This is a genomic window from Halomonas almeriensis (assembly GCF_030409235.1).
Lineage (GTDB): Bacteria > Pseudomonadota > Gammaproteobacteria > Pseudomonadales > Halomonadaceae > Halomonas > Halomonas almeriensis.
On record NZ_JAUFPO010000012.1, the window covers coordinates 705 to 26,498 of the forward strand.

The window sequence follows — 25,794 nt, forward strand, 5'->3', positions numbered from 1 at the left end:
GCCTTTGAGGCGGCGTTCCCCATGGCCAAGGTGGTCAACTTCGATGGTGATGCCTATGTCACGGATGAAAAGAACCGAGGGCGGCAAGAGACCCGTTATCACATCGTGAGTGAGATTACTGAAGAGTTTCAGGAGCTTAGCTACGAGTGGCCAGGATTGAAAATGGTGGGCGTGGTCATGAGCTTTCGTCAGGAAGGTGGCGAAGCACCAGAGGTACCGATGATCCGCTACTACATCAGCTCCGCCGAACTCAGTGCCAAAAAGCTTGCCGAAGCGGCCCGCCAGCATTGGTATGTGGAGAATAAGCTCCACTGGTCCTTGGACGTCACTCTCCGCGAAGATGCCTGCAAAATCCACCGAGGAAAGGCGGCAGAAAACCTCGCCAGGGTGCGACATATCGCCTTGAATTACTTGAAAGGAGAGAAAGGATTCAAGGGCGGAATCCGGCGAAAACAGAAGAAAGCGGCGCTGGATGAGACGTACCTTGCTGACATTCTCGCGGTGTAGGATTTTTCATGCGTTTTCCCTGCTTGAGACGGCCGGTCCTGGGTCAGTGGCGTCGTGCCTCGCGCGTCACTGCACGCCAATTGCCAGACCGGATCGCGGCGCAGTGTGTTGGTATCACTGAGATCGATCCAGCCCATGGCTCGTTGCAGCACCACGGTACGGACTTGGCTGGCCAGCGAGTGACGGACGCGGCGAGGGTCACGCCGATCGATCAGATGGTTCTCCAGCGTCTCGATCACGCCGCTGTTGTCGAGCGCCTCGCGGAGCAGCAAAGCACCGCTATCGCTGGTGGTGCGCTGACCGCTCATTTCAACGCGGATGGACCCGTTGCAGGATGGCGTCCAGGTGGATAAGCTTTCACCCATGGCGAGTAGTCCTCTTGAATCATGTTCTGGCTGGAACATCTTGATTCTATAAGAGAAACTGCTCGCCATCTTCTTTTCTATCTCAGCCCGGTGAATAAGGCGGGATGAAACAGATCTCGTTCGCCCAGGCTGAGCATCAGTATAAGAAAAAGTCACCCGCCGCGAGCAGTTTCTGGCACAGATGGATGCCGTGGTGTCATGGCAACACTGCTGCCATCCTACTTCCCCTATAAGGCGGGCAAGCGGAGCCGGCCCCCATCGGGTTTGGAGCGCATGTCGTGAATCTATTTCCTCCAGCAGTGGTATGTGCTTGCCGACGAGACGCTGGAGGATGCCATCTACTACAGTCAGGCCATGCGCGACTTCATCGGTATCGTCTTGGCTCCATCACGTTGCTGCGCTTCCGTCATTTTCTGGAAAAGCATGCCCCGACCCAGTGGATCTTCGAAGAGATCAACGCCAGCCTGACCGAGCAGGATCTGTTAATGCGCGAGGGCTCCATCGTCGACTCCACCATCGTGGCGGCCGCTCCCTCCACCAAGAACAAGGCCAAGCAGCGTGACCCGGAGACGTTGACTGGACCGGGACGTTACACAGTGCGCTGTTTTGTCAGGGACCAGCAGGGGCGCAAGATCAGCTTTTTTCCCCGGAGGTGAAGGTGCCCGCTGAGGGTGAGGTGTGAGGCGTGAGGTGTGAGGCGTGAGGTGAGCTTATGCCTGGATTGTCAGCATGACGTTTATAGAACATCACGAGGAAATCATGCGCCAATATTTCGGCACCGATGGTGTCCGCGGTCGTGTGGGGGAGTTCCCCATGACGCCGGATTTCGCCATGAAGCTGGGCTGGGCCGCCGGTAAGGTGCTCGGCCAGGAAGGAGCTGGTGAAGTTGTCATCGGCAAGGATACGCGAGCCAGTGGTTATATGCTGGAGTCCGCGCTGGAGGCGGGGTTCTCCGCCGCTGGTGTCAACATTGCGTTGACCGGGCCGTTGCCATCACCGGCCATTGCCTATCTTGCGACGACGTTTCGTGCCTGTGCCGGGGTGGTGATCAGTGCCTCGCACAACCCGTTTTACGACAATGGCATCAAGCTTTTTGCGCAGTCCGGCCATAAGCTGACCGATGCCCAGGAAGCCGAGATCGAGCGCTGGCTGGAGCAGGCGCTGGAAGAGGGCATGAGCTGTGTGAGCTCGGCCGCGCTTGGCAAGGTGCGCCGCGTGGTGGATGCCCAGGGGCGCTACATCGAATATTGCAAATCGCACTTTCACGGCCAGCAGAGCCTCAATGGCATGAAAGTTGTGGTGGATAGCGCCAATGGGGCGGCCTATAAGGTAGGGCCGGCCGTCTATCGTGAGCTGGGCGCCGAGGTGATCAGCCTGCATGATGAGCCCAATGGCATGAACATCAACCAGGAATGTGGCGCGACTCACCTCAGCAGCCTGCAGGCCGCCGTGATCGAGCAGAGTGCGGATCTGGGCATCGCTGTGGATGGTGATGCCGATCGTTTGATGATGGTCGACCACACCGGGGCCGTGGTGGATGGTGACGAGCTGTTGTTCATGATGGCCAGGGCGGCCAGAGCCGAGGGCTATGCAGGCGGTGTTGTGGGCACGCTGATGAGTAACCTGGGGTTGGAGCAGGCCATCGAGTCGCTGGGCATGCCGTTCAGGCGCGCCAAGGTGGGCGATCGTTATGTCATGGAGCAGCTGGGTGAGACCGGTTGGCGCATTGGTGGCGAAAGCTCCGGGCATCTGTTGAGTCTGGATCATGCCTCGACCGGCGATGCCATCATTGCATCCGTGCGCGTGTTGGCGGCGCTGTACCATCAGCAGACGACGCTGCATGCGGCCAAGCAGGGCATGCGCAAGTTCCCGCAAACGCTGATCAACGTACGTTACGAGGCTCGGGCCGGTGAGGATCCGCTGGAGGCTGCTGCAGTCCAGGAGGCGGTGGCACAGGTCGAGCAGACGCTCGGTGACTCGGGCCGGGTATTGTTGCGCAAGTCCGGTACCGAGCCTTTGATTCGGGTCATGGTGGAAGCCAGAGACGCCGAACAGGCCAGCCACCACGCACAGGCCATTGCCAGCGTACTGGAAGCATGAGCCCTCAAGGGTAATCCTCGGGCGGCGCTTCACCGCCGATTTTTTTATTGCTGCTGATTGATTGGATACACAATGTGCGGAATTGTCTGCGCCGTGGGCGCCATGGAATCTTCTTCCTTTCTGCTAGCGGGCCTGAAAACCCTGGAGTATCGCGGTTATGACTCGGCCGGTCTGGCCGTGCTCGATGCGTCAGGGGCATTGAGGCGTTCTCGCGCCAAGGGGCGTGTCGCCGAGCTGGAAGCCCGCGTGGCGGAAGAGAATGTGTCGGGGCAGGTGGGCATCGCGCATACTCGCTGGGCCACTCATGGCGTACCGGAAGAGCGCAATGCTCACCCCCATGTGTCGGGCGAGCTGGCCGTGGTGCATAACGGCATTATCGAGAATTACGCCGAGCTCAAGGCGCAGCTCGAGGCGTTGGGTTATGTCTTCGTTTCCGACACGGATACCGAGACCATTGCCCACCTGGTGCAGGCTTGTCTGTCCGGTGCGTCGGCCTTTGTCGGGGAACAGAAGGTGCCCTGTGCCGACCTGTTTGTGGCCGTGCGCTGTGCCGTGTCGCATCTGGAAGGCGCCTATGCGCTGGCCGTCGTGCGCGAGGGCGAGCCCGAGAGCCTGGTCGTGGCCCGTGAAGGTTCTCCGTTGATGCTCGGGGTCGGTGCGCAGGGCCACTACGCGGCTTCGGATGCCTCGGCGCTGCTGTCGGTGACCAACCGGATGATTTACCTGGAAAACGGTGACGTGGGTCGCTTGACGCGCGATGCGGTTGAGCTGGTGGATGCCCGGGGGGATCGCGTGGAGCGAGAGGTGGTTACCTCGCACCTCTCGGCGGACTCGGTAGAGCTTGGCCAGTATCGCCATTACATGCAGAAGGAGATCTTCGAGCAGCCCCAGGCGCTGGGCAATACCCTGGAAATGCTCAGCGGAGCGGGGCGTTTGCAGCCGGGCATTTTCGGTGCCAGGGCGGAGGCAGTCTTCGCCGAGGTGGACTCCGTACTGATCCTGGCTTGCGGGACTTCCAGCTATGCGGGCAACACCGCGCGGTACTGGGTCGAGCAGTTGGCCGGTTTGCCCTGCAATGTTGAAATCGCCAGTGAGTATCGCTATCGCGCCAGTGTCGCCAATCCTCGGCAACTGGTCGTTGTGATTTCCCAGTCCGGTGAAACGGCGGATACGCTGGCCGCATTGCATCATGCCAAGTCGCTCGGGCATCGTCATACGCTGGCGATCTGCAATGTACCGGAATCGGCCATCGTGCGTGAAACGGCATTGTGCTTCATTACCCGGGCCGGACCGGAGATCGGGGTGGCCTCTACCAAGGCGTTTACCACTCAGCTTGCGGCCCTGTTCCTGTTGACCCTGTTGCTGGCCAAGGGCCATGGCCGCCTGATGGGGCAGGGGGCCGGTGATGGGGCGGATAACGCTTGTGAGCAGGATTTGCTCGACGAGTTGCGGCATCTGCCGGTGGCGGTGGAGAAGGTACTGGCGCTGGAGCCCGAGATCGAAGCCTGGGCGCAGCGTTTCTCCGACAAGCATCATGCCCTGTTTCTGGGGCGTGGGCGGCATTATCCCATTGCCCAGGAAGGCGCGCTCAAGCTCAAGGAGATCAGTTATATCCATGCCGAGGCCTACCCGGCGGGTGAGCTCAAGCATGGGCCCCTGGCCCTGGTGGATGGTCAGATGCCGGTGGTCGTGATCGCGCCCAATGATGAGTTGCTGGAAAAACTCAAGGCCAACATGCAGGAGGTCAGTGCGCGTGGTGGCGAGCTGTTCGTGTTCGCCGATGGCGACAGCCGCGTGGAGACGAGCGACGGCGTCAATGTGCTCAAGATGCCCGAGCACTATGGCCTGCTCAGCCCGGTGCTGCATGTCGTGGCTCAGCAGCTGTTGGCCTACCACGTCGCGCTGGTCAAGGGCACGGATGTCGATAAGCCGCGTAACCTGGCCAAGAGCGTGACGGTTGAGTAATCCCGCTGTAATGTCTGGGCTCATGCAATAACGACACAACTTTGAATGCAGGGCAGAGTAGGAAGATCATGTCAGACGAATCACATAACAATATCTCGGCACAGCTCAAGGCGTTGGAAGAGAGTCTATTAGGAGCCGGTCAAGAACATGCCAAGAAAGCCACTCGTGACTTGTTAGTTGTGCAGAACCGCCTGTATGCGCAGTTGGAAAGCCTTTCCTGGCTGCAAAGACGCCTGAAAATCCCCGGGCGCTTGCCACGACTTAGAGGCTGGGCCACATCGCCGGATGTTCTCCTGCACTTGCATGAGCATGTGATGGCGGTGAAGCCGCGGTTGGTGGTGGAGTTTGGAAGCGGTGCCTCTTCGCTGGTGATCGCCGATGCCCTACGCCAGAACAGCTTCGGTAAATTGGTTTCTATTGAACACTCCGACCACTATGGTGGTTTGACCCGAGAGGCCTTGCGGCGTGAGCACCTGGATACCTGGGTGGGTCTGCGCATCGGCGAGCTTGAGCCCTGGACTGGCCAGCACCTGGGGCGCCAGGAAGGGCAAGAGGGGGAGGCCATGAATTGGTATCCAAGCCGACTACTGACTGATCTGGAGGGTATCGATATGCTCGTGGTTGATGGCCCGCCCGGGGCCACCTGCCAATATGCGCGTTATCCGGCTCTACCGGCTGTAGCGGATCGCTTGAGCACAGACGCGACGATATGGATGGACGATACTATCCGACAGGATGAGAAGGATATCTGCGAGTCCTGGAGCAAAGATTTCGCGATGACCACGGAATATTTTGATTACGAGGAAGGGCTGGGCATCCTTCGCCGCTCGGCGGGCAAAGGGTAATCAGATGGACCCGGCTCGATTCGGTGGTATATGCCCATGACGCTAATGAAGCTGTTTGAGGATAGCGAATATTTCGATGCGGTCTGGTATGTGGAGCGCTATCCGGATGTCGATGCTTCCGGGATGACACCCGTTGAGCATTATGTAGAAGTCGGTGAGCCGCTGGGGCGCGCTCCTGGCCCTGAGTTCTCTCCCAGTTGGTATCTGGCGCGTTATCCGGATGTGGCGAGTTCCGATTTCAGCCCTTTGGAGCATTTCATTCGTCGCGGGAAGGTGGAGGGGCGCCAACCCCGGGGCATTCTGGCGGCGGAGCGCGAGCTTGAGTTATGGGAGGGCGCTGCCGAACCGGCAACCTGTTTACAGTCCCTGGAAGCGCTGTGGCGTTGTGATGAGCCTGGGATGAATGATCCGTGGGAAGCCAGCTATGCGGCCTGGGCCCTGGGGCGTTGGTACGCCTGGCAGGGCAATTGGTCGGCGGTGGTTGAGTACCTGGCGTTGCTCCACGACATTGCAGACCGGCAGCCTGCTGGGCCGGCGCCCTTGCTGCTCGAGGTGGAGGCGCTGGTCAACATCGGTGATTTGCTTCGCGCCCATGAACGGCTCCGCGAACTGAGCCACGCCTACCCGAATTACCACGATACTCACCTGGCCATGGCAAACCTGCTGGCAGCTCAAGCGCATCAATTCTCTTCATCGAGTGAGGCGGGTGGGTTCCGTGAGCCAGCAGTTGCCCTGAATGAGCGGCTGCGGCTCGATTGGATCAATGCGCCCTGGCGCGAAGCCGGCCTGGTTGAGGTTCACTTACGTGATGGTGCCTCGCCCTTGTCACTGGATAACCTGGACGTTGAGCCGGGAAGCGAGCATGAGGCGAGCGAGCGGGTCAGTGTCATCATGCCGGTCTTCAATGCCGAGTCGACCCTGGCCACGGCTCTGAGTAGCCTGTTGGCGCAGACCCATGCGGCGTTGGAGATCCTGGTGGTGGATGATGCGTCGACAGATGCCAGCTTGGCGGTCGCGGAGGCGTTTGCGGCTGAAGACTCGCGAGTGCGTGTGTTGCCGCAGCAAGTCAATCTAGGAGCTTACACGGCCCGCAACCGGGGCCTTTCCGAGGCAACTGGGGAGTTCTGGACGGTACACGACAGCGACGACTGGTCGCATCCGCAGAAGCTGGCGCTGCAGGTAGCCGGTATGCATGAGCATGATGAGTGGGTGGCATGTAGTTCGGACTGGGTGCGCTGCACACCCGAGCTAACCTTTCACCATTGGCGAATGGAGGAGGGGTGGATCTACCGCAACACCTCGTCGTTGCTGTTCCGACGTCGGGTGTTCGAAACGCTGGGCTTCTGGGATCGCGTTCGTGTCAATGGTGATACCGAGTACCTGCATCGTGTTCGTGCGGCCTTTGGCCGCAAGGCGGTGGGTGAGGTGGCCAAGGGCGTGCCACTTACTTTCGGGCGATCACATCCCGACTCCTTGAGCCAGGCTGGCCCCACCCATTTATGCACGCAGTTCAAGGGCCTGCGACGCGATTATCAGGAGGCAGCCATGGCCTGGCATGCCTGCGCCACGCACGAGAGTGATTTATACTTGCCGGCCTGGCCGGATGAGCGGCCCTTCGAGGCACCGGCAGCCAACCTGCCTGACGCGTGATACCAGACAAGCCGACGACACATACGATTGGGATATCAGACGTGAGTGATGAATCTAGGAAAGCGACGGCCCGCCGAACTCGGCTGACGATCAAGCCTTCAATCAATACGCTGGCTCAAGGCTCGATGTTCTGGCAACCCGCCTATCTGGAGCGTTCGGAATGGCTGGAACATTTGCCGTTCCTGTTCTGGATAATGGAGGCCATGCAGCCGCGTGGCGTGGTAACGCTGGGCACTCAGCAGGGCGTGGAACACCTGGCCTTGTGCCAGGCGGTTTCGCGTTTGGGTCTGGACTCACGCTGCCATCTGGTACAGTCAATCAAGGGACAGGATCAGCAGCAGGGGGCCGGGCTTGACTCCATCATCGAGTATAACGATCGCTCCTATGGCGCCTTTGCGGATGTGATGGATTGCTCACCGGTCAAGGCAGCGGGTCAGTTTGATGACGGCAGTGTGGATCTGCTGTTGCTCAATATCGATGTGGATGAGGTTGAGCTCGAGTACGTATTCGAGCGTTGGCATTCCAAGTTATCGCCTCAAGGGGTGGTGCTGATTCCGTCAGTGTCGCGTCGCGATCCCGGTTATAGCGCCTTCCGTGAATTCGATGTCTTGCTGTCGCGCTTCCCCGGCTTTGCGTTTCAGCATGGTGGCGGGCTTGGCTTGATCATGGTGGGCGAACAGCCTGGTGACATGCTGACGAAGCTGTTGGGATCGGATGAGTCACCCTCTGCCCAACAGGTGGTTCGTGATGTATTCGCTCGCCTTGGGCGTACCTGCCTGGATGCCTTCAACGCCAGAGAGCAGAAGGCAAGGGCCGAGGCGCTGAGTACCAGTCTGGCAGAGCAGCAACGCCAGTTGGGCGAGTTGACGGAATCCTACGAGCAGAGCCATGAGGCGCTGCAGGCTCGTGAGCGCGAGCTGGGGGATGTCAAGCAGCGCCTGGACCGCCAGGTCGAGAACCATGCTCAGGAGCGGGGTCAGCTAGCTGAGCGTGTGAGCCTGCTGCAGGAATACCGTGATGAGATGAAGGGCGAGTTGACTGCTCTGCGCGCCAAGCTTGAAGAGCAGCAGCGTCGGCAGGCAGATAGCTCGGCCCAGGCCTCACGGCTGCAGGAAGAAAGTCACGCCAACCTGCTGCGCCTTCAAAGCGTGGAGCATACGCTCAGCGAACGTCAGGATGAGCTCGAGCAGTTAAAGGAGGAATTGCAGCAGAAGCGTCAGTCGATGGATGAGCAGGCTGAACGCATCCAGGCGCTTGAGGCTCAGTTCGCTCAGTCTGAAACAACGCGCGCGGAACAGGAAAGCCGATGCAGCGAGCTTGAGTCGCGGTTGTCTGAGAGAGATACCGCTCTCGAGGAAGCCCGGGCCTCGCATGCCAGCGAGAAGGAAACCCTGGAAAGCCAGCTGGCCGATCGTCAGGCCGCCCTCGAAGCCGCGCAAGCGGAGCATGCCAGCGAGAAGGAAAGCCTGGAAAGCCAGCTGGCCGATCGTCAGGCCGCCCTCGAAGCCGCGCAAGCGGAGCATGCCAGCGAGAAGGACAGCCTAGAAAGCCAGCTGGCCGATCGTCAGACCGCCCTCGAAGCCGCGCAAGCGGAGTATGCCAGCGAGAAGGAAAGCCTGGAAAACCAGCTGGCCGATTGTCAGACCGCCCTCGAAGCTGCGCAAGCGGAGCATGCCAGTGAGAAGGAAACCCTGGAAAGCCAACTGGCCGATCGTCAGACCGCCCTCGAAGAGGCTCAGGCCGGGCATGCCAGCGAGAAAGTGTCGCTGGAGCAGGCGCAACAGCAGGCTCGCGAAGGGTTTGAGAAGCAGGTTCAAGAACTTGAGCAGCAGCTTAAATCGAAAGATGTCGAGCTCAAGAACAAGCAAGGCGAGATTGACCAGCGGTTCGATGAACTTGGCAAGCTGACCAAGATGCTCAATGAGACCAAACAGGAGCGTGATGAGCTCCGGGCCTCAGTTGATGAGCGCTTCGAGGAATTGGCCAAGCTGACTCGCATGCTCGAGGAAAATGAGCAGTCGCGAGAAGAGCTCCAGCAACGGCTCAGCAAAGCTGAGCAGTCTGGCCAGGAAGCGCATGAAAAACTCAAGGATAGCGAGAAACAGCGTAGTCAGGCTCAGTCCGAAGTGGATCGGCAAGCCAAGGAAATCCGCCAATTGGTGGCGTCGCTTGAATCCGCTCGCCGCCCCAGTCTGGATGTTGACCCCTTGAGCTTGCGTAATGAGCTGTACAGTAAGCAGACCAAGAGCCGCAAGGAAAAGGCGCAGATTGACCGGCACCGTAAGGCGATTGCAGAGAGTCCGCTGTTTGATGCGGAATGGTACCTGGCCCAGTATCCGGATGTGGCCAATAACCCCAACCTGGCTAAAGATCCGGCACGTCATTACCTCCTGTTTGGTGGTTATGAAGGGCGCAACCCGGGGCCCGGCTTCGACTCCAACTTTTATCTGGCGAACAACCCGGATGTACTGTATCGCGGCATGAACCCGTTGCTGCATTACGCAAAGTTTGGTGAGGCCGAGCAGCGTCGGGTTGTGCCGCAATGAAAATGAATGCTGAAGATCAGGCACGGCTCGAGGCGTTAAACCTGTTCGATGCGGATTGGTATCGCCAGCGTTATCCGGATGTTGCGGGAGGGGCACTGTCGCCTTGGCAGCACTTTCTGTATTACGGAGCGGCATTGGGCCGGGCGCCTGGCCCAGGGTTCGATCCTGAAGCCTATCTCAAGGCAAATCATGATGTGGCGCGCAAAGGGCATGATGCGTTGTTACATTATCTGCGCCGGGGGCACTCGGAGGGGCGTAAGGGCGTGGCGGAGTGGGTCCGCCAGCAGCCCGTAACTGCTCCAAGCCAGCCCAAGGCAAACCCTTCAGCCGCTGCAGAGCCTCCTGCGTCAACTTCAGGCTCCGTGACGCCCGGCACTCCTACCTCTCGCATGGCGCTCCGTCAGCCTGAGCATGTTAATACAGGCGATAAGGATGCCCTGGGCCAGACGCTCAACCATGATGCCAAGTCGATAACTGCCGCTCGGGCGGCCGAGTCTTCCATTCCTTCTAAGTGGAAGAAGGATGCCAAAGACGTCGTGGATAGCGGTCTCTTCGACTGGGACTGGTACCTGGCCGAATATTCCGATGTGTCGGCTAGCGGGTCGAATCCGCTGATGCATTACTTGCGGCATGGTGGTGATGAGCTGCGGGATCCGGGCCCGGGCTTCGACTCTGGTTACTACGTTGCTCAGGATGCGGAGATTCGCCGCTCGGGAATGAACCCTCTGGTGCACTATATTCGCAAGGGTGCCAGGAAGGGGCTTCAGCCTCGGCCGATGCGTCAGTCGACGCGTTGGTGGGAGGGTCTGCCGGCCGAGGCGTTGCCATTCGACCCCCTTATGGCGCTGGAGAGGTTAGAGGCCCTGAAGCATGTTCCTGCGGTCATTATCCCGGTCTATAACGCGGTGAATGAGGTGCGGGCATGCCTGGCCTCGCTCGAGGCGCATACGCAGATGCCGTGTCGGATCATTATCATCAATGATGCCAGCCCCGACCCGGAAGTGGCGCGATTGTTGACGGAGTATCGTGACCGCTGGCCTTTCGAGTGCTATCACAATCCCGAGAACCTGGGCTTCACGCGGACGGTTAATCGAGGCCTCGAGCTGGCGGGGCGCAGTGATGTAGTGGTTCTGAATTCTGATACCCGGGTCACGCCGGGCTGGCTGCGTCGATTGCGTCTGGCGGCCTATAGTGGCCCACGTATCGGCACGGCAACGCCGCTTTCGAACAATGCCGGGGCGTTTTCGGTACCCGAGGCGGGCAGCAATGAGCCGCCTGGGGATATGACGCTGGAGGCCGTGGGACGCTCCGTGTCGCAGTCTTCGCAACGCTATTACCCGCGTGTTCCCACTGGCAACGGCTTTTGCCTGTATGTGCGCCGGGCCTGCCTGGATGACGTGGGGGGCTTGGATGCAGAGGCCTTCCCGCGTGGTTATGGGGAGGAGAATGACTTCTGCATGCGGGCTGGTCGTCGAGACTGGGAGCACATCATCGATGATGCCAGTTACATCTATCATGTCCGCTCAGCCAGCTTTGGCAACGAGAAGACGGAGCTGATAAAAGCGGGGCGGGCCGTGGTGGACTCGCGCTATCCGGAGTATTCGTCCCTGGTGGCGCATGGCTTCGGTGGCGATGCCTTGCGGGACATTCGCCAGCGAGTTGGCGAGGGGCTGCGTTCGGTGAGTGAGCGTGGTGGCGTGAAGCCGCGCATTCTCTACGTGATATCTACGCGAACAGGCGGCACCCCGCAGACCAATCGGGATCTGATGGGGGCGCTTGAGCCGGACACCGAGTGCCTGGTGCTGCGCTGCAATTCGCGCGTTGTGACGCTGGAGCTACATGCCGAGGGCATTGAGACGCCTCTCGAGCGCCATGTGCTTGATCAGCCCCTGGAGGCGTTTCCACATCGTGGCGGTGAATATGACCGGGTGGTGGCATCCTGGTTGGTGCGCTATGACATCGAGCTGCTGCATGTCCGCCACATCGCTTGGCATGGGCTCGGCTTGCTGAGCTGTGCGAAAACGCTGGGCTTGCCGGTGGTGTTTTCCTTCCATGATTTCTATACCGTCTGCCCGACAGTCAAACTGTTGGATGCCGATCAACGCTTCTGTGGCGGGCGTTGCACGCCGAGTGATGAAGAGTGCCAGCATGAGCTGTGGCCCAAGGGGGCCTTGCCGCCGTTGAAGCATCGGGCGATCAAGGCCTGGCAGCGTGAGTTTGGCCAGGCGTTGAGTGAATGCGATGCCTTCGTGACGACAACGCCGAGTGCGCGTGGCTATCTGCGGGATATCTATCCATTTTTGCGTCAAGGCGACTTTCGGGTGATCCCGCATGGTCGTGACTTCGGCGATATGCAGGATCTGGCGCCCGCTCCGGTGTCGAGTTCGGAAGAGCCCTTGCGTGTGGTCTTTCCGGGTAATATCTCCATGGCCAAGGGGGGGCGTTTGATTCAGGCGCTCGCCGAGCGTGCACCGGAACATGGTCTGGAAATCCACTTGCTCGGCAAGGTGGCGGGGGATGTGACACTGCCTGATTGGGTGGTTCGTCATGGCGGTTATCAGCGCGATGAATTCCTCGCCCGTATTGCCGAGATTCGCCCTCATGTGGGCGGCATTCTATCTATCTGGCCGGAGACCTACTGCCATACGCTCACGGAGCTCTGGGCTGCTGGTGTGCCGGTGGTTGGCGTGGATATCGGTGCCGTGGGCGATCGATTGCGTCACAACGGTGCTGGCTGGCTGGCGAAGACGCCGGTATTCGAGGATGTTCTGGCGGTACTGGATGAAGCTCGTGATCCGGATGGCTGGCAGCGCGCTCATCAGGCCGTGCTGGAGTGGCAGCGTACCGAGGGTGCGACACTGAGTACCAGTGCGATGTCACAGCGTTACCGAGGGCTCTACGATGAGTTGTTGTCGCACCGCTGGCGTAATCCTCATGCCTATGAGGCTATCATTCAGCGTTCGTCTGATTCGCCGAGCGAGCAAACGGCCATGCAGGACAATAGGGAAGAATTGACCAAGTGAGTTTGTGTTTTCTTGTCACAGGAGGGGCCGGGTTCATCGGCTCGGCGGTGATTCGTGAGCTGATAACCGCCACTTCGCATCGTGTCGTCAACGTCGATAAGCTGACCTATGCAGGCAACCTGGAGTCGCTGGCTAGCGTTTCCAGTGAACCTCGGTATCGCTTTGAGCAGGTCGATATTGGCGATGCCGAGGCGATGCAGCGTGTGTTCGATACGCATCGGCCGGATGTGGTAATGCATTTGGCGGCGGAGAGCCACGTCGACCGCTCCATTGATGGTCCTGCGGCGTTCATCCAGACCAACGTGGTCGGTACTTCGGTGTTGCTGGAAGTCGCTCGAAAGTATTGGCAGGCATTGCAGGTCGATGAACCCGAGAAGGCGGCCGGCTTTCGCTTTCATCATGTTTCCACCGATGAGGTGTATGGTGATCTCGAAGGCACGAATGACCTGTTCACGGAAGCCACACCGTATGCGCCCAGTTCGCCTTATTCGGCCAGCAAGGCCAGCGCGGACCATCTCGTGTCCGCCTGGCAGCGAACATTTGGCTTGCCAACGCTGACGACCAATTGCTCGAACAACTATGGGCCGTATCATTTCCCCGAGAAATTGATCCCGTTGATGATCCTCAGTGCTCTGGACGGAAAACCGCTGCCGGTGTACGGCAATGGCCAACAGGTACGCGACTGGTTGTTTGTGGAGGATCATGCCCGTGCGTTGATCAAGGTGGCAACGCAAGGCCAAGTCGGTGAGGCTTATAACATTGGCGGCCACAACGAAAAGACCAACCTCGAAGTGGTCGAAGCGCTTTGTGACCTGCTGGATGCCCGAATCGGTACTTCTGATCTCACGTCTGATACATCACACCCGTCGCCTCGTACCTCGCACCGTGACTTGATCACCTTCGTCACCGACCGGCCAGGCCATGATGTGCGCTATGCCATTGATGCCAGCAAGATTGAGCGCGAGCTGGGGTGGACCCCGGATGAGACCTTCGAAACAGGGCTGGCCAGGACCGTGGACTGGTACCTGACCAATCGTGAGTGGTGGCAGCGCGTGCTGGATGGAAGTTATCGAGGAGAGCGGCTGGGAGTTGGTACATGAGGCGTATTTTAGTGCTGGGCGGTAATGGCCAGGTCGGCTTCGAGCTTCAGCGTACCTTGTCGGTTTTGGGTGAGATCAAGGCGCCGGGGCGAACCGAGCTGGATCTGGCCGATGCAGATGCCGTGACGCACCATGTGCAAGCATTGGCACCGGACATGATTGTCAACGCAGCGGCATACACTGCAGTGGACAAGGCGGAAGAGGAGCCGCAGCTGGCTCGGCGCTTGAATGCAGAGCTCCCGGCTCAATTGGCCAAATACGCCAATGATCGGCAGATTCCGTTGGTACATTACTCCTCAGACTACGTCTATCCCGGTGACGGAAGTGAAGCCTGGCAAGAAGGGGCTGAGACTGGTCCGTCATCCGTGTATGGTTCGACCAAGCTGGCCGGAGACCAGGCGGTGCAGGCAAGTGGCTGCCAGCATCTGATCCTGCGTACCAGCTGGGTGTATAGTGCACGTGGCCACAATTTCATGAAGACCATGCTGCGTCTAGCGCGTGAGCGCAGCGCACTCAGGATTGTCAATGATCAGATTGGCGCGCCGACGCCGGCACGCCTGATTGCCGATGTCACATTAATGGCCTTGCATGGCCTGCAACAGGGCCGCGTTGATGGCGGTCTTTACCACTTGGCACCGCGCGGAACAACTAGCTGGCATGGCTTTGCAGGCGAAATTTTCCGTTTGGCTCGTGAGGCAGGAGAGCCGCTGGCGGTTGACCCTTCGCAGGTAGCTGGTATCCCCACGAGCGAGTATCCTACACCTGCAGTTCGCCCGCTCAATTCACGTCTCGATGTGTCTCGCATAGAGTGGGCCCTGGGGGTGTGCATGCCTGATTGGCGCTCACAGCTGGCTTTGACGCTGGGAGAGCGGCTGGAATACTCGCAGTTGCCCGGCCAGTAAGTCGCGGTTGGCTGTGAAGGCCTGTGCGATACGATCTCGCTCGGGGCTAAAATCCACTGTGTAAGGATATGCCATGGCTCGGAAAGGTATCATTTTGGCAGGAGGCTCTGGCACAAGGTTACACCCCGTTACCCTGGGGGTTTCCAAACAGCTGCTGCCAATCTACGACAAGCCGATGATCTATTACCCGATTTCGGTACTGATGCTGGCGGGTATTCGTGACATCTTGATTATTTCGACGCCTTCCGACCTGCCTCAGTACGAGGCCTTGCTGGGTAGTGGGGAACAGTTCGGCGTTCGCTTCGAGTATGCGGTGCAACCTTCGCCGGATGGGCTGGCGCAGGCTTTCATCATTGGCGAGGAGTTCATCGGCTCGGATCCCGTGTGCCTTGTGCTCGGTGATAACATCTTCCATGGTCAGCATTTTTCCGACCAGTTGAAGCGTGCTGCAGCGGAAGAAAGCGGGGCGACGATATTCGGCTACCTGGTCAAGGACCCGCAGCGTTTTGGAGTGGTGGATTTCGATGAGCAAGGCCATGCCTTGTCGATCGAGGAGAAGCCTGAGAAGCCTAAGTCGGCCTATGCGGTGACCGGGCTGTATTTTTATGACAATGACGTCGTTGAGATTGCCAAGCAGGTGGAGCCTTCCCATCGAGGAGAGCTGGAGATTACCAGCATCAACAATGCTTACCTCGAGCGTGGTGATCTATGTGTAGAAAGGTTGGGGCGTGGATTTGCCTGGTTGGATACGGGGACGCACGACAGCCTCATGGAAGCATCTCAGTATGTGCAAACTATCGAGCATCGCCAGGGTCTAAAGATTGCCTGCTTGCAGGAGATTGCCTGGAAGCATGGCTGGATCGATGATTCCTTGCTGGAAGCCTGTGGCAAGGCGTTGAGCAAGACCTCCTATGGTGAGTATCTGCTGCGGTTGCTGCATCAAAAGGGAAGCACTGCTTAAATTCCTGCGCATGCAAATCGCTTTGTTGCGCGGTGCTCGAAAGCTCGCCTAACCACCTGTTATGTCTCGCTTTCTGTGCTCCGTGCGCCTCACGCTTTACTATGCTCGGCGATTTATTCAGCTTTTCCAAAGCATGGCATACAGCCTCTAGAGTGACGCAAATATATGGACTACGAAACCCTCGATGTGGCGGATGTCGTCAAGTTGACTCCACGAGTGTTTGGCGATGAGCGCGGTTTTTTTCTGGAGACCTTTCGGCAGAGTGAGTTCGATCGTCATTGTGGTTCCTACAGCTTCGTTCAGGATAACCACAGCAGGTCGGTGAAAGGTACGCTGCGTGGACTTCACTACCAGTTGAAGAACCCCCAGGGCAAGCTGGTGCGTGTGACTCGTGGCGAGGTTTTCGATGTCGCGGTGGACCTTCGTCGCAGTTCACCGACGTTCGGTAAATGGGTGGGCGTACTGTTGAACGAAACCAACAAGCAGATGCTGTGGGTGCCGCCGGGATTCGCCCATGGATTCTATACGATTAGTGATGTGGCCGAGTTTCAGTATAAGTGTACAGATTATTATGCACCGGGTGATGAATACTGCATTCGTTGGGATGACCCGGCATTGGGTATCGAGTGGCCAATTAATGAAGCGGATGAAGTGACTGTTTCGGAGAAGGATGCCGCTGGCGCTTCATGGCAATATAGCGAGAAGTATGAATGAGTATATTTGGTAAATCGAGCTCTGGGAAGAGTCCGGTAAAAAAGCGAGCGCTTCTTCATATTGGAACCCCGAAAACCGGAACGACTTCAATACAGCGTAGCCTGTTTTCGCAGCAGGAGCAGCTTGGTGATATCGAAGTGCCTGTCGGTGAGGGCGGGAATCAGCACTACCTGGCACTTCTTTACCAACCTTATAAGCGCCTTCCCCGAGGCTTCAAGAGCATGTATGCCGATCAAGAGGCTCTGGAGAAAGCTGTAGGAAGTTTGCACGAATGGTTTCATAAGAAGCTGGATGCTGCCAGCGATTTGGTGCTTTCTTCAGAGTTTCTAAGCAAGTTCAACGTTCAGGAAATAACCAGCCTGAAGGAAGATCTTGAGAAGAGTGGGTATGTAGATATAAGGGTTGTTGTTTATGTCAGGGATGTTTCTGAGTACTATGTCTCGTCGCTCCAGCAACTGCTCAAGGCTTCACATAAAGTAAGCGATCCCTCCAGTTTCAAGTATGATTTTAGACCCATTATCAACAAGTTTAGGCGTGTTTTTGGGGACGTTGTTCAGGTCAAGAAGTACGACAGGTCTGTTTTAAAGGATGAATGCGTCGTTCAGGACTTCTTTTCTCATTGTTGTGATTTTTTTGGGAAAAATATTGAAGGTGTTAAGTCATACAAGGATAATTCAGGGCTTAGCCTGGAAAGCATGTATCTTTTGAAGGGGTATCGTGAAAAGTATCATGGGTCTGACCATAATCGATTCAAGCCGGATTCCAACCTGCTGATCAGTCTGATGCAAGACGAGACGGTTAATTATAAAAGGAATAAGCCCAAGCTACTCGATTCAGTGGCGGCTCTTTTAGAGTCCACGCATGCCAATGACATGATGTGGCTTTACAAGCAATACGGTATTGATATATGTAAAAAGCGCAGTAAGAACTCTGTCGATCCCGCAGAGCTGGGTGAAAATCCGAGTCTGACAGATCTTTTTGGGCCGCCGGATCATGATGTGCTGCAGGACCTTCAACTAGAAGTTATCCATCGCTTGGCTTCGAGTGATTAACCTGTCTTGAGGTTATAGTTTTTATGCCGCGCCGTTTATTTCTTTCGGGAAAAAGCAAGAAAGATAATGATTATGATGTTGTTGTTCACGTAGGTGCACCGAAGACTGGTTCGTCAGCGATACAGAAATTTTGTCTTGAGAATGGGAAAAATCTTTTAAAAGAAGGGTTTTATTATCCTAAGCACGCCCTGGATGTTAACGGAATATCCGGTGGCCATGCGATGGTGTCCGCTCCGTTACTTAAGGGAAACAAGGAGGAAGCTCAGCAAAATTTCGATAAGCTTCTGAAAGAGGCGAGAGGGCGTAATGCAATCTTGCTTTTGTCGTCAGAGGGGATTTATCGACTTAGCGATCAGTTCAAAGAGCTGACAGAAGGCCTTTCTGTCAAGGTCGTCGGTTTTTTTCGTGATCCACTTGAATCAATACTTTCAAATTATAATCAGTCTGTGAAACGCCATTTTTCAACGGCCAAGCTTACAGACTTCTGTAAGCGGATATTGCATTCAGGGAGCGGAAATCTTTCTGGGGCTCATTTGATCGCCTGGGTCGATACTTTCGGTAATGAAAACTGTGATTTTCAGACCTACACGAAGGAGAGGCTTCATACTTCCTCTGTGGAGAAAAGATTCCTTTCTGCTGTTGGGGTCTCCTCCCTCAAGGCTGAAAAATTTCTGCTTGGTGGCGGTAACGTTAATAAAAGTTACACGCCATCCGCCCTGGAGCTGAAAAGGCTGTTAAATCATGTTCTAGGAGAAGATGCGCGCGAGCTGAATAGTGAGGTGGACTGGTTTCTTCAAGGGTATTCGGATAAAAGTGAGGAGCGCTACCCTGAGATCACGGATCTTCTGGATGCTCATACCGTCAATGCGCTTTGTGATACATTCGAGCCTTCCAACCTGGCGCTGAGAGATCGCTTCGGGTGGAAGGATGCATCTTTTGGCGATTATGCGCGGCTGCGAGATGCTTTGGTCTCTACTGCCATGTCGCCTATGACCATCGTGACTCCGGGTGTTCCGCTTCAGAAGCTGTGTGATAAAAAGCCTGAAGTTGCTGAGCAACTAAAAGATCTGGTTGCGTTGCGCCTCAAGAGTAACAAGGCATCGTTCTCGATGATGAAGCTCGCTGATCTGTTCAATATATCTATTAATGAGAAGTCGCATGCATCGGCATTGCTCCCTCAGAAGCGTTTGAAGGTTTTTCTTGAAGAAGGAACAGAACCGGCGGATTTTCTGCGTGAGTTGAGCCTTATGATGGAATCAGCAGGCAACCTTGTGGCGGCAGAACGCCTCATTGAGCGCGCAAGGGAACTTCGTCCTTGGGGTGGAGGAATAAAGACAATTCATTCTCGTATCAAGAAAGAACGTAGAGCACGGCGATCCTGATGGCTCGGTTAAATAATCAAGATGTACTGGCTCGGTTGAAACCGACGCTTCTGAAAATAAAGAGTTGGTCTATTACCAAGGGAGTGTCTCGTTGGTTTTCCGAGGTGGCTGGGTTGAGATGGGCGCCGGAGCTGAGCGTCAAGTGTGATATTGAGCCTTGCACTCCAAATGATGATGACTTGCAGTGGGAGGCCATCACGGAGAATGGCGAGTTTTTTCTTGTGGGAGGCAATCCAAGGTCTGGATGGCATATGCTGGAAGTGGTCATGGAACATGATCAACCCCATGCCGCTTTACGAATAAATTTTGATAAAGAAGGCCAACCCGAGAAAGAGCACAGTATATTTCTTCCGCTAAAAAAGGGAAAAATGACGAAGCGGCTGTGCTTCATTCCATTTGGCGTTACCCGAATTCGCCTTGATCCAATGGAAACGACAGGTCGTTTTTCCATAAGAGAGCTTCGTTTCGTCTGGTTGATGCCTGGCTTCGCATATGACCGGCTGGCACTGCGCTTGCACAATTTGCACACCGCCTATAAGGATCGCCCGAAAAAAGACATCCTTCGTCTCGTCAGGAAGGAAGCGAAAGAGGGGGGGCGACACTGGCGTAAGATCGCGGTATCACACTATGAAGAAACTTTCATGCATTGTGCACCGTCACGCCATTATCAATACTGGCTTGATCATGTTGAGCCTAAGCGGCTGGTTTCACCCAACCAGGTTGTTGCCAATCTTGGTAGGATGCCGAAGAAGCACAAGCACCTGATTTCCATTCTGTTGCCGACCTATAATACGCCTGTCGAGTGGCTGAAGGCGGCGATCGAATCAGTCATGGCTCAGAGCTATCCGTCGTGGCAACTTTGCATCGCCGATGACGCCTCCAACGATGAGGAGACTTTGTCAGCGTTGGCACGATGGGCTGACAGCGATGATCGAATCGATGTTGTCTATCGGCAAAAGAATGAGGGCGTCGCTGCAGCTAGCAATAGCGCGCTTGATATGGCTCGAGGCGATTTCGTGGCCTGGCTCGGCCATGATGACGAAATGGCCCCCAATGCGCTGTATCATGTCGTCGAGACGCTTGGCCGTCATCCTGATGGTGAGCTACTGTATAGCGATGAAGACAAGATCGACGAGGTGTCTCAGCGCTTTGATCCCTATTTCAAGCCGCGTTGGAACCCTGACCTTCTTTTGGCCCGCAATTATATTGCGCACCTCAGTGTATTGCGTACTGGCCGGCTGCGTAACATCGGTGGGTTTCGTCGCGGGTTCGAGGGTGGCCACAACCATGATGTGTTGTTGCGCTTTACGCATGACCTTCCTGAAAGTCGTATTCACCATATTCCGTTTATCCTGTATCACTGGCGTTCAGTGTCCCATGTCTCATCCAGCAGTGATGAAAAGCCTTCGAATGCAGGGCTTCGCGCTGTCCGAGATCATGTGGCTCGATTGAGCCCGCAGGCACGAGTCGTCGCTGGCCCGGTTGCCGAGAGTTATCGAGTGATATGGCCAGTACCCGATACTGAGCCGATGGTCTCCTTGTTGGTTCCTACCCGTGACGGCATCGAGATACTGCGTCCCTGTGTCAATGCGATTCTCGAGACGACACAGTACGAGAACTTTGAAGTTCTGATTCTGGATAATCAGTCGCAGTGCCAGGAAACACTTGCGTACATGAGCGACCTGGAGAAGCGGGACAGCCGGGTTAGAGTGATCCGATGGGATTATCCGTTCAATTACTCATCGATCAATAACTTCGGTGTGCGGCATGCCCGTGGCGATATCATTGGCCTGGTCAATAATGATATCGAGCCCATCAATGGTAACTGGCTCCGTGAGATGGTCAGCCATGTGGCTCGTCCGGATGTCGGCTGTGTGGGAGCCAAGTTGTATTACCCGAACGATACGATCCAGCATGCAGGCGTTATTCTGGGGCTTGGAGGAGTGGCGGGGCATTCGCATAAATTCTATGCGAAACACCACCCGGGGTACTTCCATCGCTTGTATCTCGTGCAGAATCTTTCTGCCGTGACGGCTGCTTGCCTGTTGATCCGGAAGTCGGTGTTCGAGTCGGTTGGTGGGTTGAATGAAACGGATCTGGCCGTGGCGTTCAATGATGTGGATTTGTGCCTCAAGGTCCGCGAGGCGGGGTATCGCAATGTCTGGACACCCCATGCGGAGCTTTATCATCATGAGTCGGTGTCTCGTGGTGCCGACGATAGCCCGAAGAAGCACGCCCGGTTCAAGCGGGAAATCGCCTATATGCGGCGTACCTGGGGGCCTCAGTTGGATAGCGATCCAGCCTATAATCCTAACCTGACTCTGGCTTATGAAGATTTCTCCTTGAGGTGATGGAGACGAGCGGGCAAAGAGGAAGGAAGGGGGACGGAAAGCATGAATGCAACGAGAGTCGACGGGATGGTCAATGAGCGGTAAGCGCTGGTTGCTGCTGAGCGATGGGGCGCGGCCAACCGAGGATATCTATTTCCTCAAGTCTGTCGCGCCCCATTTACGTTCCGAGGGGCACGACGTGGGGCGGCTGGATGTGCGCTCCTGGCGTTGGCGGTTGGCGCGCTGGGTGCTGTCGCGGCAGATGGGCGCCAACCTGGTGATCTGCCGCAGTTTGCCGGTGTATGCATTGCGCTGGCTGGAACGCCAGCGTGATCTTTTCGGTCGCATCGTCTATCTGGTGGATGATGATATACCGGCGGCGGCCGAGGACGAGGGGTTGCCGGCGGCGTATCGTCAGCGCATGGCGCGTCTGGCCGAGATGCAGCCGCGCTGGTTGGCACTGGCCGATGTGGTGGTGACCTGCAGTGAGCGGCTGGCGGCTTCCCTGGCCGGTCGGCATGCGGATGTGCGGGTACTGACGCCGCCCTTGATCGCACCGCTGCCGGATCTGGCCCATTTCGAGACGGCAGGGGCCGGTCCCGGGGAATGGCGCCTGGGTTTTCATGGCACGCGGGCGCACCTGGCCGATCTGCAGCATATTGCCTCGGCCTTGATCCGTGTGCATGACGAGCGCCCGGCGGTCTCTCTCGAGGTGATGATGGGGCGGCATACACCGCCTGAATTGCGTGGTCTGGAGCGCCTGACGGCGCCGGATGCCAGGTCGTGGAAGGCGTTTCGGCGCTATCAACAGCAGCATCGCTTGCATATCGGGTTGGCGCCGTTGCTGGATTCGGCGTTCAATCGGGGCAAGTCATTCATCAAGTTTCTGGATATCAGTGCCATGGGCGGCGTGGGGATCTATAGCCGACGAGCGCCCTATACGGATATCGTCGAGGATGGGGTGACCGGCCTGCTGGTGGATGATACGTCGCAGGCGTGGCACGACGCCTTGCACTATCTTTGCGATAATCCGGAGACGACACGGCACATGGCCGAAAACGCAGCTCAAGTTGCCAGGCAGCGCGGCGATTCGGCGCAGGCAGTGGCCTTCTGGCGTCGTCTGAGTTCCGGGAATTAAGGAAGGGGATGATGTTCAAGCAGATTACGCGTTTGCCGGTGTGGCTGGCGGAGTTGTTCACCGGGACCAAGTCCTTTGTTGCCAATCCCCTGATCGGCAGCCAGCGCTTGAACCGCTGGGGCCTGCATGTGGGGCGGGTGGCGCTGGCCCATGGCGTGATGCGCCTGCGCATGGGCATGTTGAGCTGGCGGGTGCCTAAAGAAGACCGTCGCCAGTTCATCGAGCAGGGCTATGTGCTCAAGAAGAACTACCTGCCGGAGGCCGAGTATCAGGCGCTGGTGCGCGAGGTGCGCAACGCCGGGGGCGAGGTGCGCCAGTGCAACCAGGGCAATGCCCAGACCCGGCGCATGTTGCTGGCCCCCGAGGTGCTCGAGGAGATGCCCTACACCCGGGCGCTGATGAAGGACCCGGCGTTTCGGCGCCTGATGCGGTTTTGTGCCGGCCACCTGCGCATGCCGATCTGCCATGCCGAGAAGGTGAGGAACGGCGTCACGGATGATGCGCCGGACCCGCAGACCAACCTGCACGTGGATACCTTCCAGCCCACCATGAAGTTCTGGTTGTATCTCGAGGATGTCTCGGATCGCAACGGGCCTTTTGTCTTCGTGCCGGGCTCCACCTGCCTCAGCCGGGACCGCCTGCGCTGGGAGTATCAGATGAGCCTGAAGGCGCGCGAGCATGCCGACCGCTACACAGCACGCGGCTCCTTCCGTGTGGCGCCAGAAGAGGCCGAGACGCTGGGCAAGGCGCCGCCGCAGAGTTTCGCAGTGCCGGGCAATACGCTGCTGATTGCCAATACCTTCGGCGTGCATGCGCGCGGCCATGCTGAACCCGGGACATCGCGCCTGGCGTTGTGGGGCATGAGCCGCACCAATCCGTTCAACCCGCTGCCGGGCCTGGGCTTCGAGAGCCTGAACCGCTTGCAGTATCGTGTTCTGCAGCGCATGCGGCGCCGTGAGGACGAGAAAGCCGCCGCGCGGGGCGCCAAGGCATCCTGGCATCGCGCGGAAGGGCCGGATGCCTGGTGACGCGCCGTGGGCTGACAGACGATCGAGTAGTGTACGAGTTCTGCCGACAATAGGGATTTCAAGGTAATGCGCAATCGCACGTGTAATGGGAAGCAAGGGATGTGCTACCAACAGCATGACGACCGGCCGGCGGCGGATCGGGGTGCTGCCTACCGCCACGGCAGCCTGAAGCACGTCGCGCTGATGACGCTGGGTGTGGCCGCGGCGCCCATATCGGCCTGGGCCGATGGGGTCAGTGTCACCCCCTGGGGCGAGGGGTGGGCCCTGGGTGGCCATGCCGGCAAGGCGATTCACGAGACGGTGAAGAGTGGCGAAGCCTTCAACCCCTTTGCCTGGGAGTTCAAGGACTACAAGATCGTCAGTACCGGCCTGCAGAAGGAGCTGGTCGATTTTGGTGGCTACTCCAAGATCTATACCGAAGCCAATGTGTCCTATGTCTGGGGGAAGGAAGAGTACTACGAGGCTTTTATGACGCCTTCCATCAGTTGGGAACGTTTCATGTGGGACGACACGATCGATACCACTGCCTCTGTCGGCGTGGGCATGTCCTACACCTCAGAAGCGTCGAAGCTTGATGATTCCGGTAAGCGTTGGATGGTCTCGATGATCTTTGAGCTGGAGGGACAGCCCGCGGCCTGGGGTCCCTGGTCGATCTATGGGCGTCTCCATCACCGCTCGACGGCAGGGATCATCAATGACGGTGACGGGGGCAGTAATATTCCCTCTCTCGGGGTTCGGTACCACTTCGATTGAGTGGCGCAATGTGAGGGACAATGCCCCGAGAAAAGAGCGTGCCATGTACCGCAAACACAAAAGCTACCGGAGCGCTCCGGTAGCTTTTTTATGTGCGACGGCGGAAAATTGCTTGCTGACACATCGCCGTGCACTGCTCGGGATTACTGCTGACGGCATTACGTTGATGACGCTTGGCTGGCAGGGCAGGATGTGATCAGTCTGCGGCCGAGTCGACGCCGCTGTCTTCGGCGACCTCACCTTCCGGAAGGTCGGCTTCGGGCTCTTCCGCGACTTCGGCGTTGTAGTCGGAGCCCGTTCCGCCGTCCTTGACGATGCTTTCGTCATCCAGATTGGCGTTCGTCTCGTCTTCGACTTCCGGGTTATGGTTGGACTGCACGCCGCCATCTTCGACGATGGCTTGGTCTTGGTGCTCCATGCCGTCTTCGTGATGCTCCGCCATGGCGACGGAAGAAGCGAGCATCAGGGTGCTGGCGATAGCGGCTGTCTTGATGATCTTTTGCATGCTTTACCTCTAACAAGCTGGGAGTTTGTACACCGCAGAGCGAAAAGCTGTACTGCGCCTCTGTTGTGTTGTACATAACTTATACGCCATATTGGTAACATGCAAACTATTAGCTTGATTTGGTATGGTGATCGACCTGGCTTATTATGCCCACAGGGGCAGGCCAAGAAGGGACGCTGCTGAGCCGTTGACGGCGCGGCTAGGCGAGTAGCCCCAGGTGCTCGACCAGGATGGTGGCGCCGATGCCGCAGAGCACCAGGCCGCCGAGGATTTCGGCCCGCTTGCCAATCATGCTGTTGACCACTCGGCCCAGCATGACACCCAGGGTGGTCATCCAGGGAAAACGCATGAAAAACCGCTCTACGACGGGCCTCGTAGCGCTTTACCAGTAGGAGATAATGTGGTCATCTAGCAGCTTTTGCTCATGGATGGCCCGATGCTGACACCCTCGCTTATGCACCATTTATCGATTGTTCCCGACTTCCGCCAGGCTTGGAAAGTGCAGCATCAGCTGTCGGATATTCTGTTTTTGACGGTCTGTGCGGTGATCTGTGGTGCGGAGGGTTGGGACGAAATCGAAGATTTTGGCAACGCAAGGCTCGACTTTCTCCGCCAGTACGGCGATTTTGAGGCTGGTGTGCCCAGCCATGACACCTTGGCCAGGGTCATGGCTCTGGTGAATGCCGAACAGTTGCAAAGCGCGTTTGCCGAGTGGATGAAATCGTGCCATGACGTCACGGAGGGCGCCGTGGTGGCTATTGATGGCAAGACGTTGCGTGGATCGTATTGCCGAGGAAAGGAGAAGGGTGCGATCCACATGGTTAGCGCCTTCAGCGCGGCGAATGGCGTGGTGCTGGGGCAGGTCAAGACGGCGGAGAAGTCCAACGAGATAACGGCGATTCCTGAGCTACTCAAGCTGCTGAATCTG

Annotated in this window: 20 protein-coding genes and 2 pseudogenes; 19 read left to right on the top strand and 3 right to left on the bottom strand. The window is 57.4% G+C overall.

The genetic code is table 11. The features are described from left to right. On the top strand, positions 1-507 hold a 507-nt coding region (locus QWY74_RS10895), incomplete at its 5' end, for an ISAs1 family transposase (protein WP_290314306.1). A gap of 20 nt (positions 508-527) precedes the next feature. Here the strand turns inward: QWY74_RS10895 and QWY74_RS10900 are convergent. Further along, a pseudogene (locus QWY74_RS10900) lies at positions 528-911 on the bottom strand (transposase); the annotation flags it as partial. Positions 912-976: 65 nt separating this feature from the next. Between QWY74_RS10900 and QWY74_RS10905 the strand changes: the two are divergent. From QWY74_RS10905 to QWY74_RS10985, 17 genes and pseudogenes are all read left to right on the top strand, one after another. Next, positions 977-1,441 (top strand): annotated as a pseudogene (locus tag QWY74_RS10905) (transposase); the annotation flags it as partial. 190 nt (positions 1,442-1,631) lie between these two features. Then, positions 1,632-2,972: a phosphoglucosamine mutase gene (gene glmM / locus QWY74_RS10910; protein WP_264825907.1), complete on the top strand. Its 1,341-nt coding sequence runs from the start codon at positions 1,632-1,634 to the stop codon at positions 2,970-2,972. Positions 2,973-3,044: 72 nt separating this feature from the next. Next, positions 3,045-4,937, top strand: a complete 1,893-nt coding sequence (gene glmS, locus QWY74_RS10915) for a glutamine--fructose-6-phosphate transaminase (isomerizing) (RefSeq protein WP_264825651.1) — start codon at positions 3,045-3,047, stop codon at positions 4,935-4,937. Between the two features lie 68 nt (positions 4,938-5,005). Beyond that, complete coding sequence (locus QWY74_RS10920; protein WP_264825652.1) at positions 5,006-5,782, top strand: class I SAM-dependent methyltransferase; 777 nt, start codon at positions 5,006-5,008, stop codon at positions 5,780-5,782. 36 nt (positions 5,783-5,818) lie between these two features. Further along, positions 5,819-7,432: a glycosyltransferase family 2 protein gene (locus QWY74_RS10925; RefSeq protein WP_264825653.1), complete on the top strand. Its 1,614-nt coding sequence runs from the start codon at positions 5,819-5,821 to the stop codon at positions 7,430-7,432. Positions 7,433-7,473: 41 nt separating this feature from the next. Then, on the top strand, positions 7,474-9,978 hold the full coding sequence (locus QWY74_RS10930; protein ID WP_264825655.1) for a class I SAM-dependent methyltransferase: 2,505 nt from the start codon (positions 7,474-7,476) through the stop codon (positions 9,976-9,978). A gap of 536 nt (positions 9,979-10,514) precedes the next feature. Continuing rightward, complete coding sequence (locus tag QWY74_RS10935; protein ID WP_290314309.1) at positions 10,515-13,001, top strand: glycosyltransferase family 2 protein; 2,487 nt, start codon at positions 10,515-10,517, stop codon at positions 12,999-13,001. A 2-nt stretch (positions 13,002-13,003) separates the two neighbouring features. Further along, on the top strand, positions 13,004-14,101 hold the full coding sequence (rfbB, locus tag QWY74_RS10940; RefSeq protein WP_264825908.1) for a dTDP-glucose 4,6-dehydratase: 1,098 nt from the start codon (positions 13,004-13,006) through the stop codon (positions 14,099-14,101). After that, entirely contained in the window at positions 14,098-15,003 is a 906-nt protein-coding gene (rfbD, locus tag QWY74_RS10945; RefSeq protein WP_264825657.1) for a dTDP-4-dehydrorhamnose reductase, read from the top strand. The genes rfbB and rfbD overlap by 4 nt, the downstream gene beginning before the upstream one ends. A 73-nt stretch (positions 15,004-15,076) precedes the next feature. Next, positions 15,077-15,964, top strand: a complete 888-nt coding sequence (gene rfbA, locus QWY74_RS10950; protein ID WP_264825658.1) for a glucose-1-phosphate thymidylyltransferase RfbA — start codon at positions 15,077-15,079, stop codon at positions 15,962-15,964. Between the two features lie 165 nt (positions 15,965-16,129). Continuing rightward, a complete protein-coding gene (rfbC, locus tag QWY74_RS10955) occupies positions 16,130-16,678 on the top strand; it encodes a dTDP-4-dehydrorhamnose 3,5-epimerase (RefSeq protein WP_264825659.1) in 549 nt (182 codons plus the stop codon). Beyond that, positions 16,675-17,730 (top strand): hypothetical protein, encoded by a 1,056-nt coding sequence (locus tag QWY74_RS10960; protein WP_264825660.1) that lies wholly within the window; start codon positions 16,675-16,677, stop codon positions 17,728-17,730. Before rfbC ends, QWY74_RS10960 begins: the two co-directional genes overlap by 4 nt. A 23-nt stretch (positions 17,731-17,753) precedes the next feature. Continuing rightward, complete coding sequence (locus QWY74_RS10965; protein WP_264825661.1) at positions 17,754-19,112, top strand: hypothetical protein; 1,359 nt, start codon at positions 17,754-17,756, stop codon at positions 19,110-19,112. Further along, on the top strand, positions 19,112-21,463 hold the full coding sequence (locus QWY74_RS10970; protein ID WP_264825662.1) for a glycosyltransferase family 2 protein: 2,352 nt from the start codon (positions 19,112-19,114) through the stop codon (positions 21,461-21,463). Before QWY74_RS10965 ends, QWY74_RS10970 begins: the two co-directional genes overlap by 1 nt. 73 nt (positions 21,464-21,536) lie before the next feature. Then, a complete protein-coding gene (locus tag QWY74_RS10975; protein WP_290314310.1) occupies positions 21,537-22,580 on the top strand; it encodes a glycosyltransferase family protein in 1,044 nt (347 codons plus the stop codon). A gap of 11 nt (positions 22,581-22,591) precedes the next feature. Further along, complete coding sequence (locus QWY74_RS10980; RefSeq protein WP_264825664.1) at positions 22,592-23,608, top strand: phytanoyl-CoA dioxygenase family protein; 1,017 nt, start codon at positions 22,592-22,594, stop codon at positions 23,606-23,608. A 99-nt stretch (positions 23,609-23,707) separates the two neighbouring features. Continuing rightward, the gene (locus QWY74_RS10985; protein WP_264825666.1) at positions 23,708-24,361 is read left to right on the top strand and encodes a hypothetical protein; all 654 of its coding nucleotides are present in this window, start codon (positions 23,708-23,710) and stop codon (positions 24,359-24,361) included. Positions 24,362-24,557: 196 nt separating this feature from the next. On the opposite strand, the gene QWY74_RS10990 is transcribed toward QWY74_RS10985, so the two are convergent. Both QWY74_RS10990 and QWY74_RS10995 read right to left on the bottom strand, forming a co-directional pair. After that, positions 24,558-24,866 carry a hypothetical protein gene (locus tag QWY74_RS10990; protein ID WP_264825668.1) on the bottom strand — a complete coding sequence of 103 codons (309 nt, stop codon included), beginning with the start codon at positions 24,864-24,866 and terminating at the stop codon, positions 24,558-24,560. Positions 24,867-25,065: 199 nt separating this feature from the next. Next, a complete protein-coding gene (locus tag QWY74_RS10995; protein WP_290314311.1) occupies positions 25,066-25,215 on the bottom strand; it encodes a manganese efflux pump in 150 nt (49 codons plus the stop codon). Between the two features lie 87 nt (positions 25,216-25,302). On the opposite strand from QWY74_RS10995, the gene QWY74_RS11000 reads away from it, so the two are divergent. Beyond that, positions 25,303-25,794, top strand: a 492-nt coding sequence (locus QWY74_RS11000; RefSeq protein ID WP_290314312.1) for an ISAs1 family transposase, incomplete at its 3' end; no start/stop codon positions are given.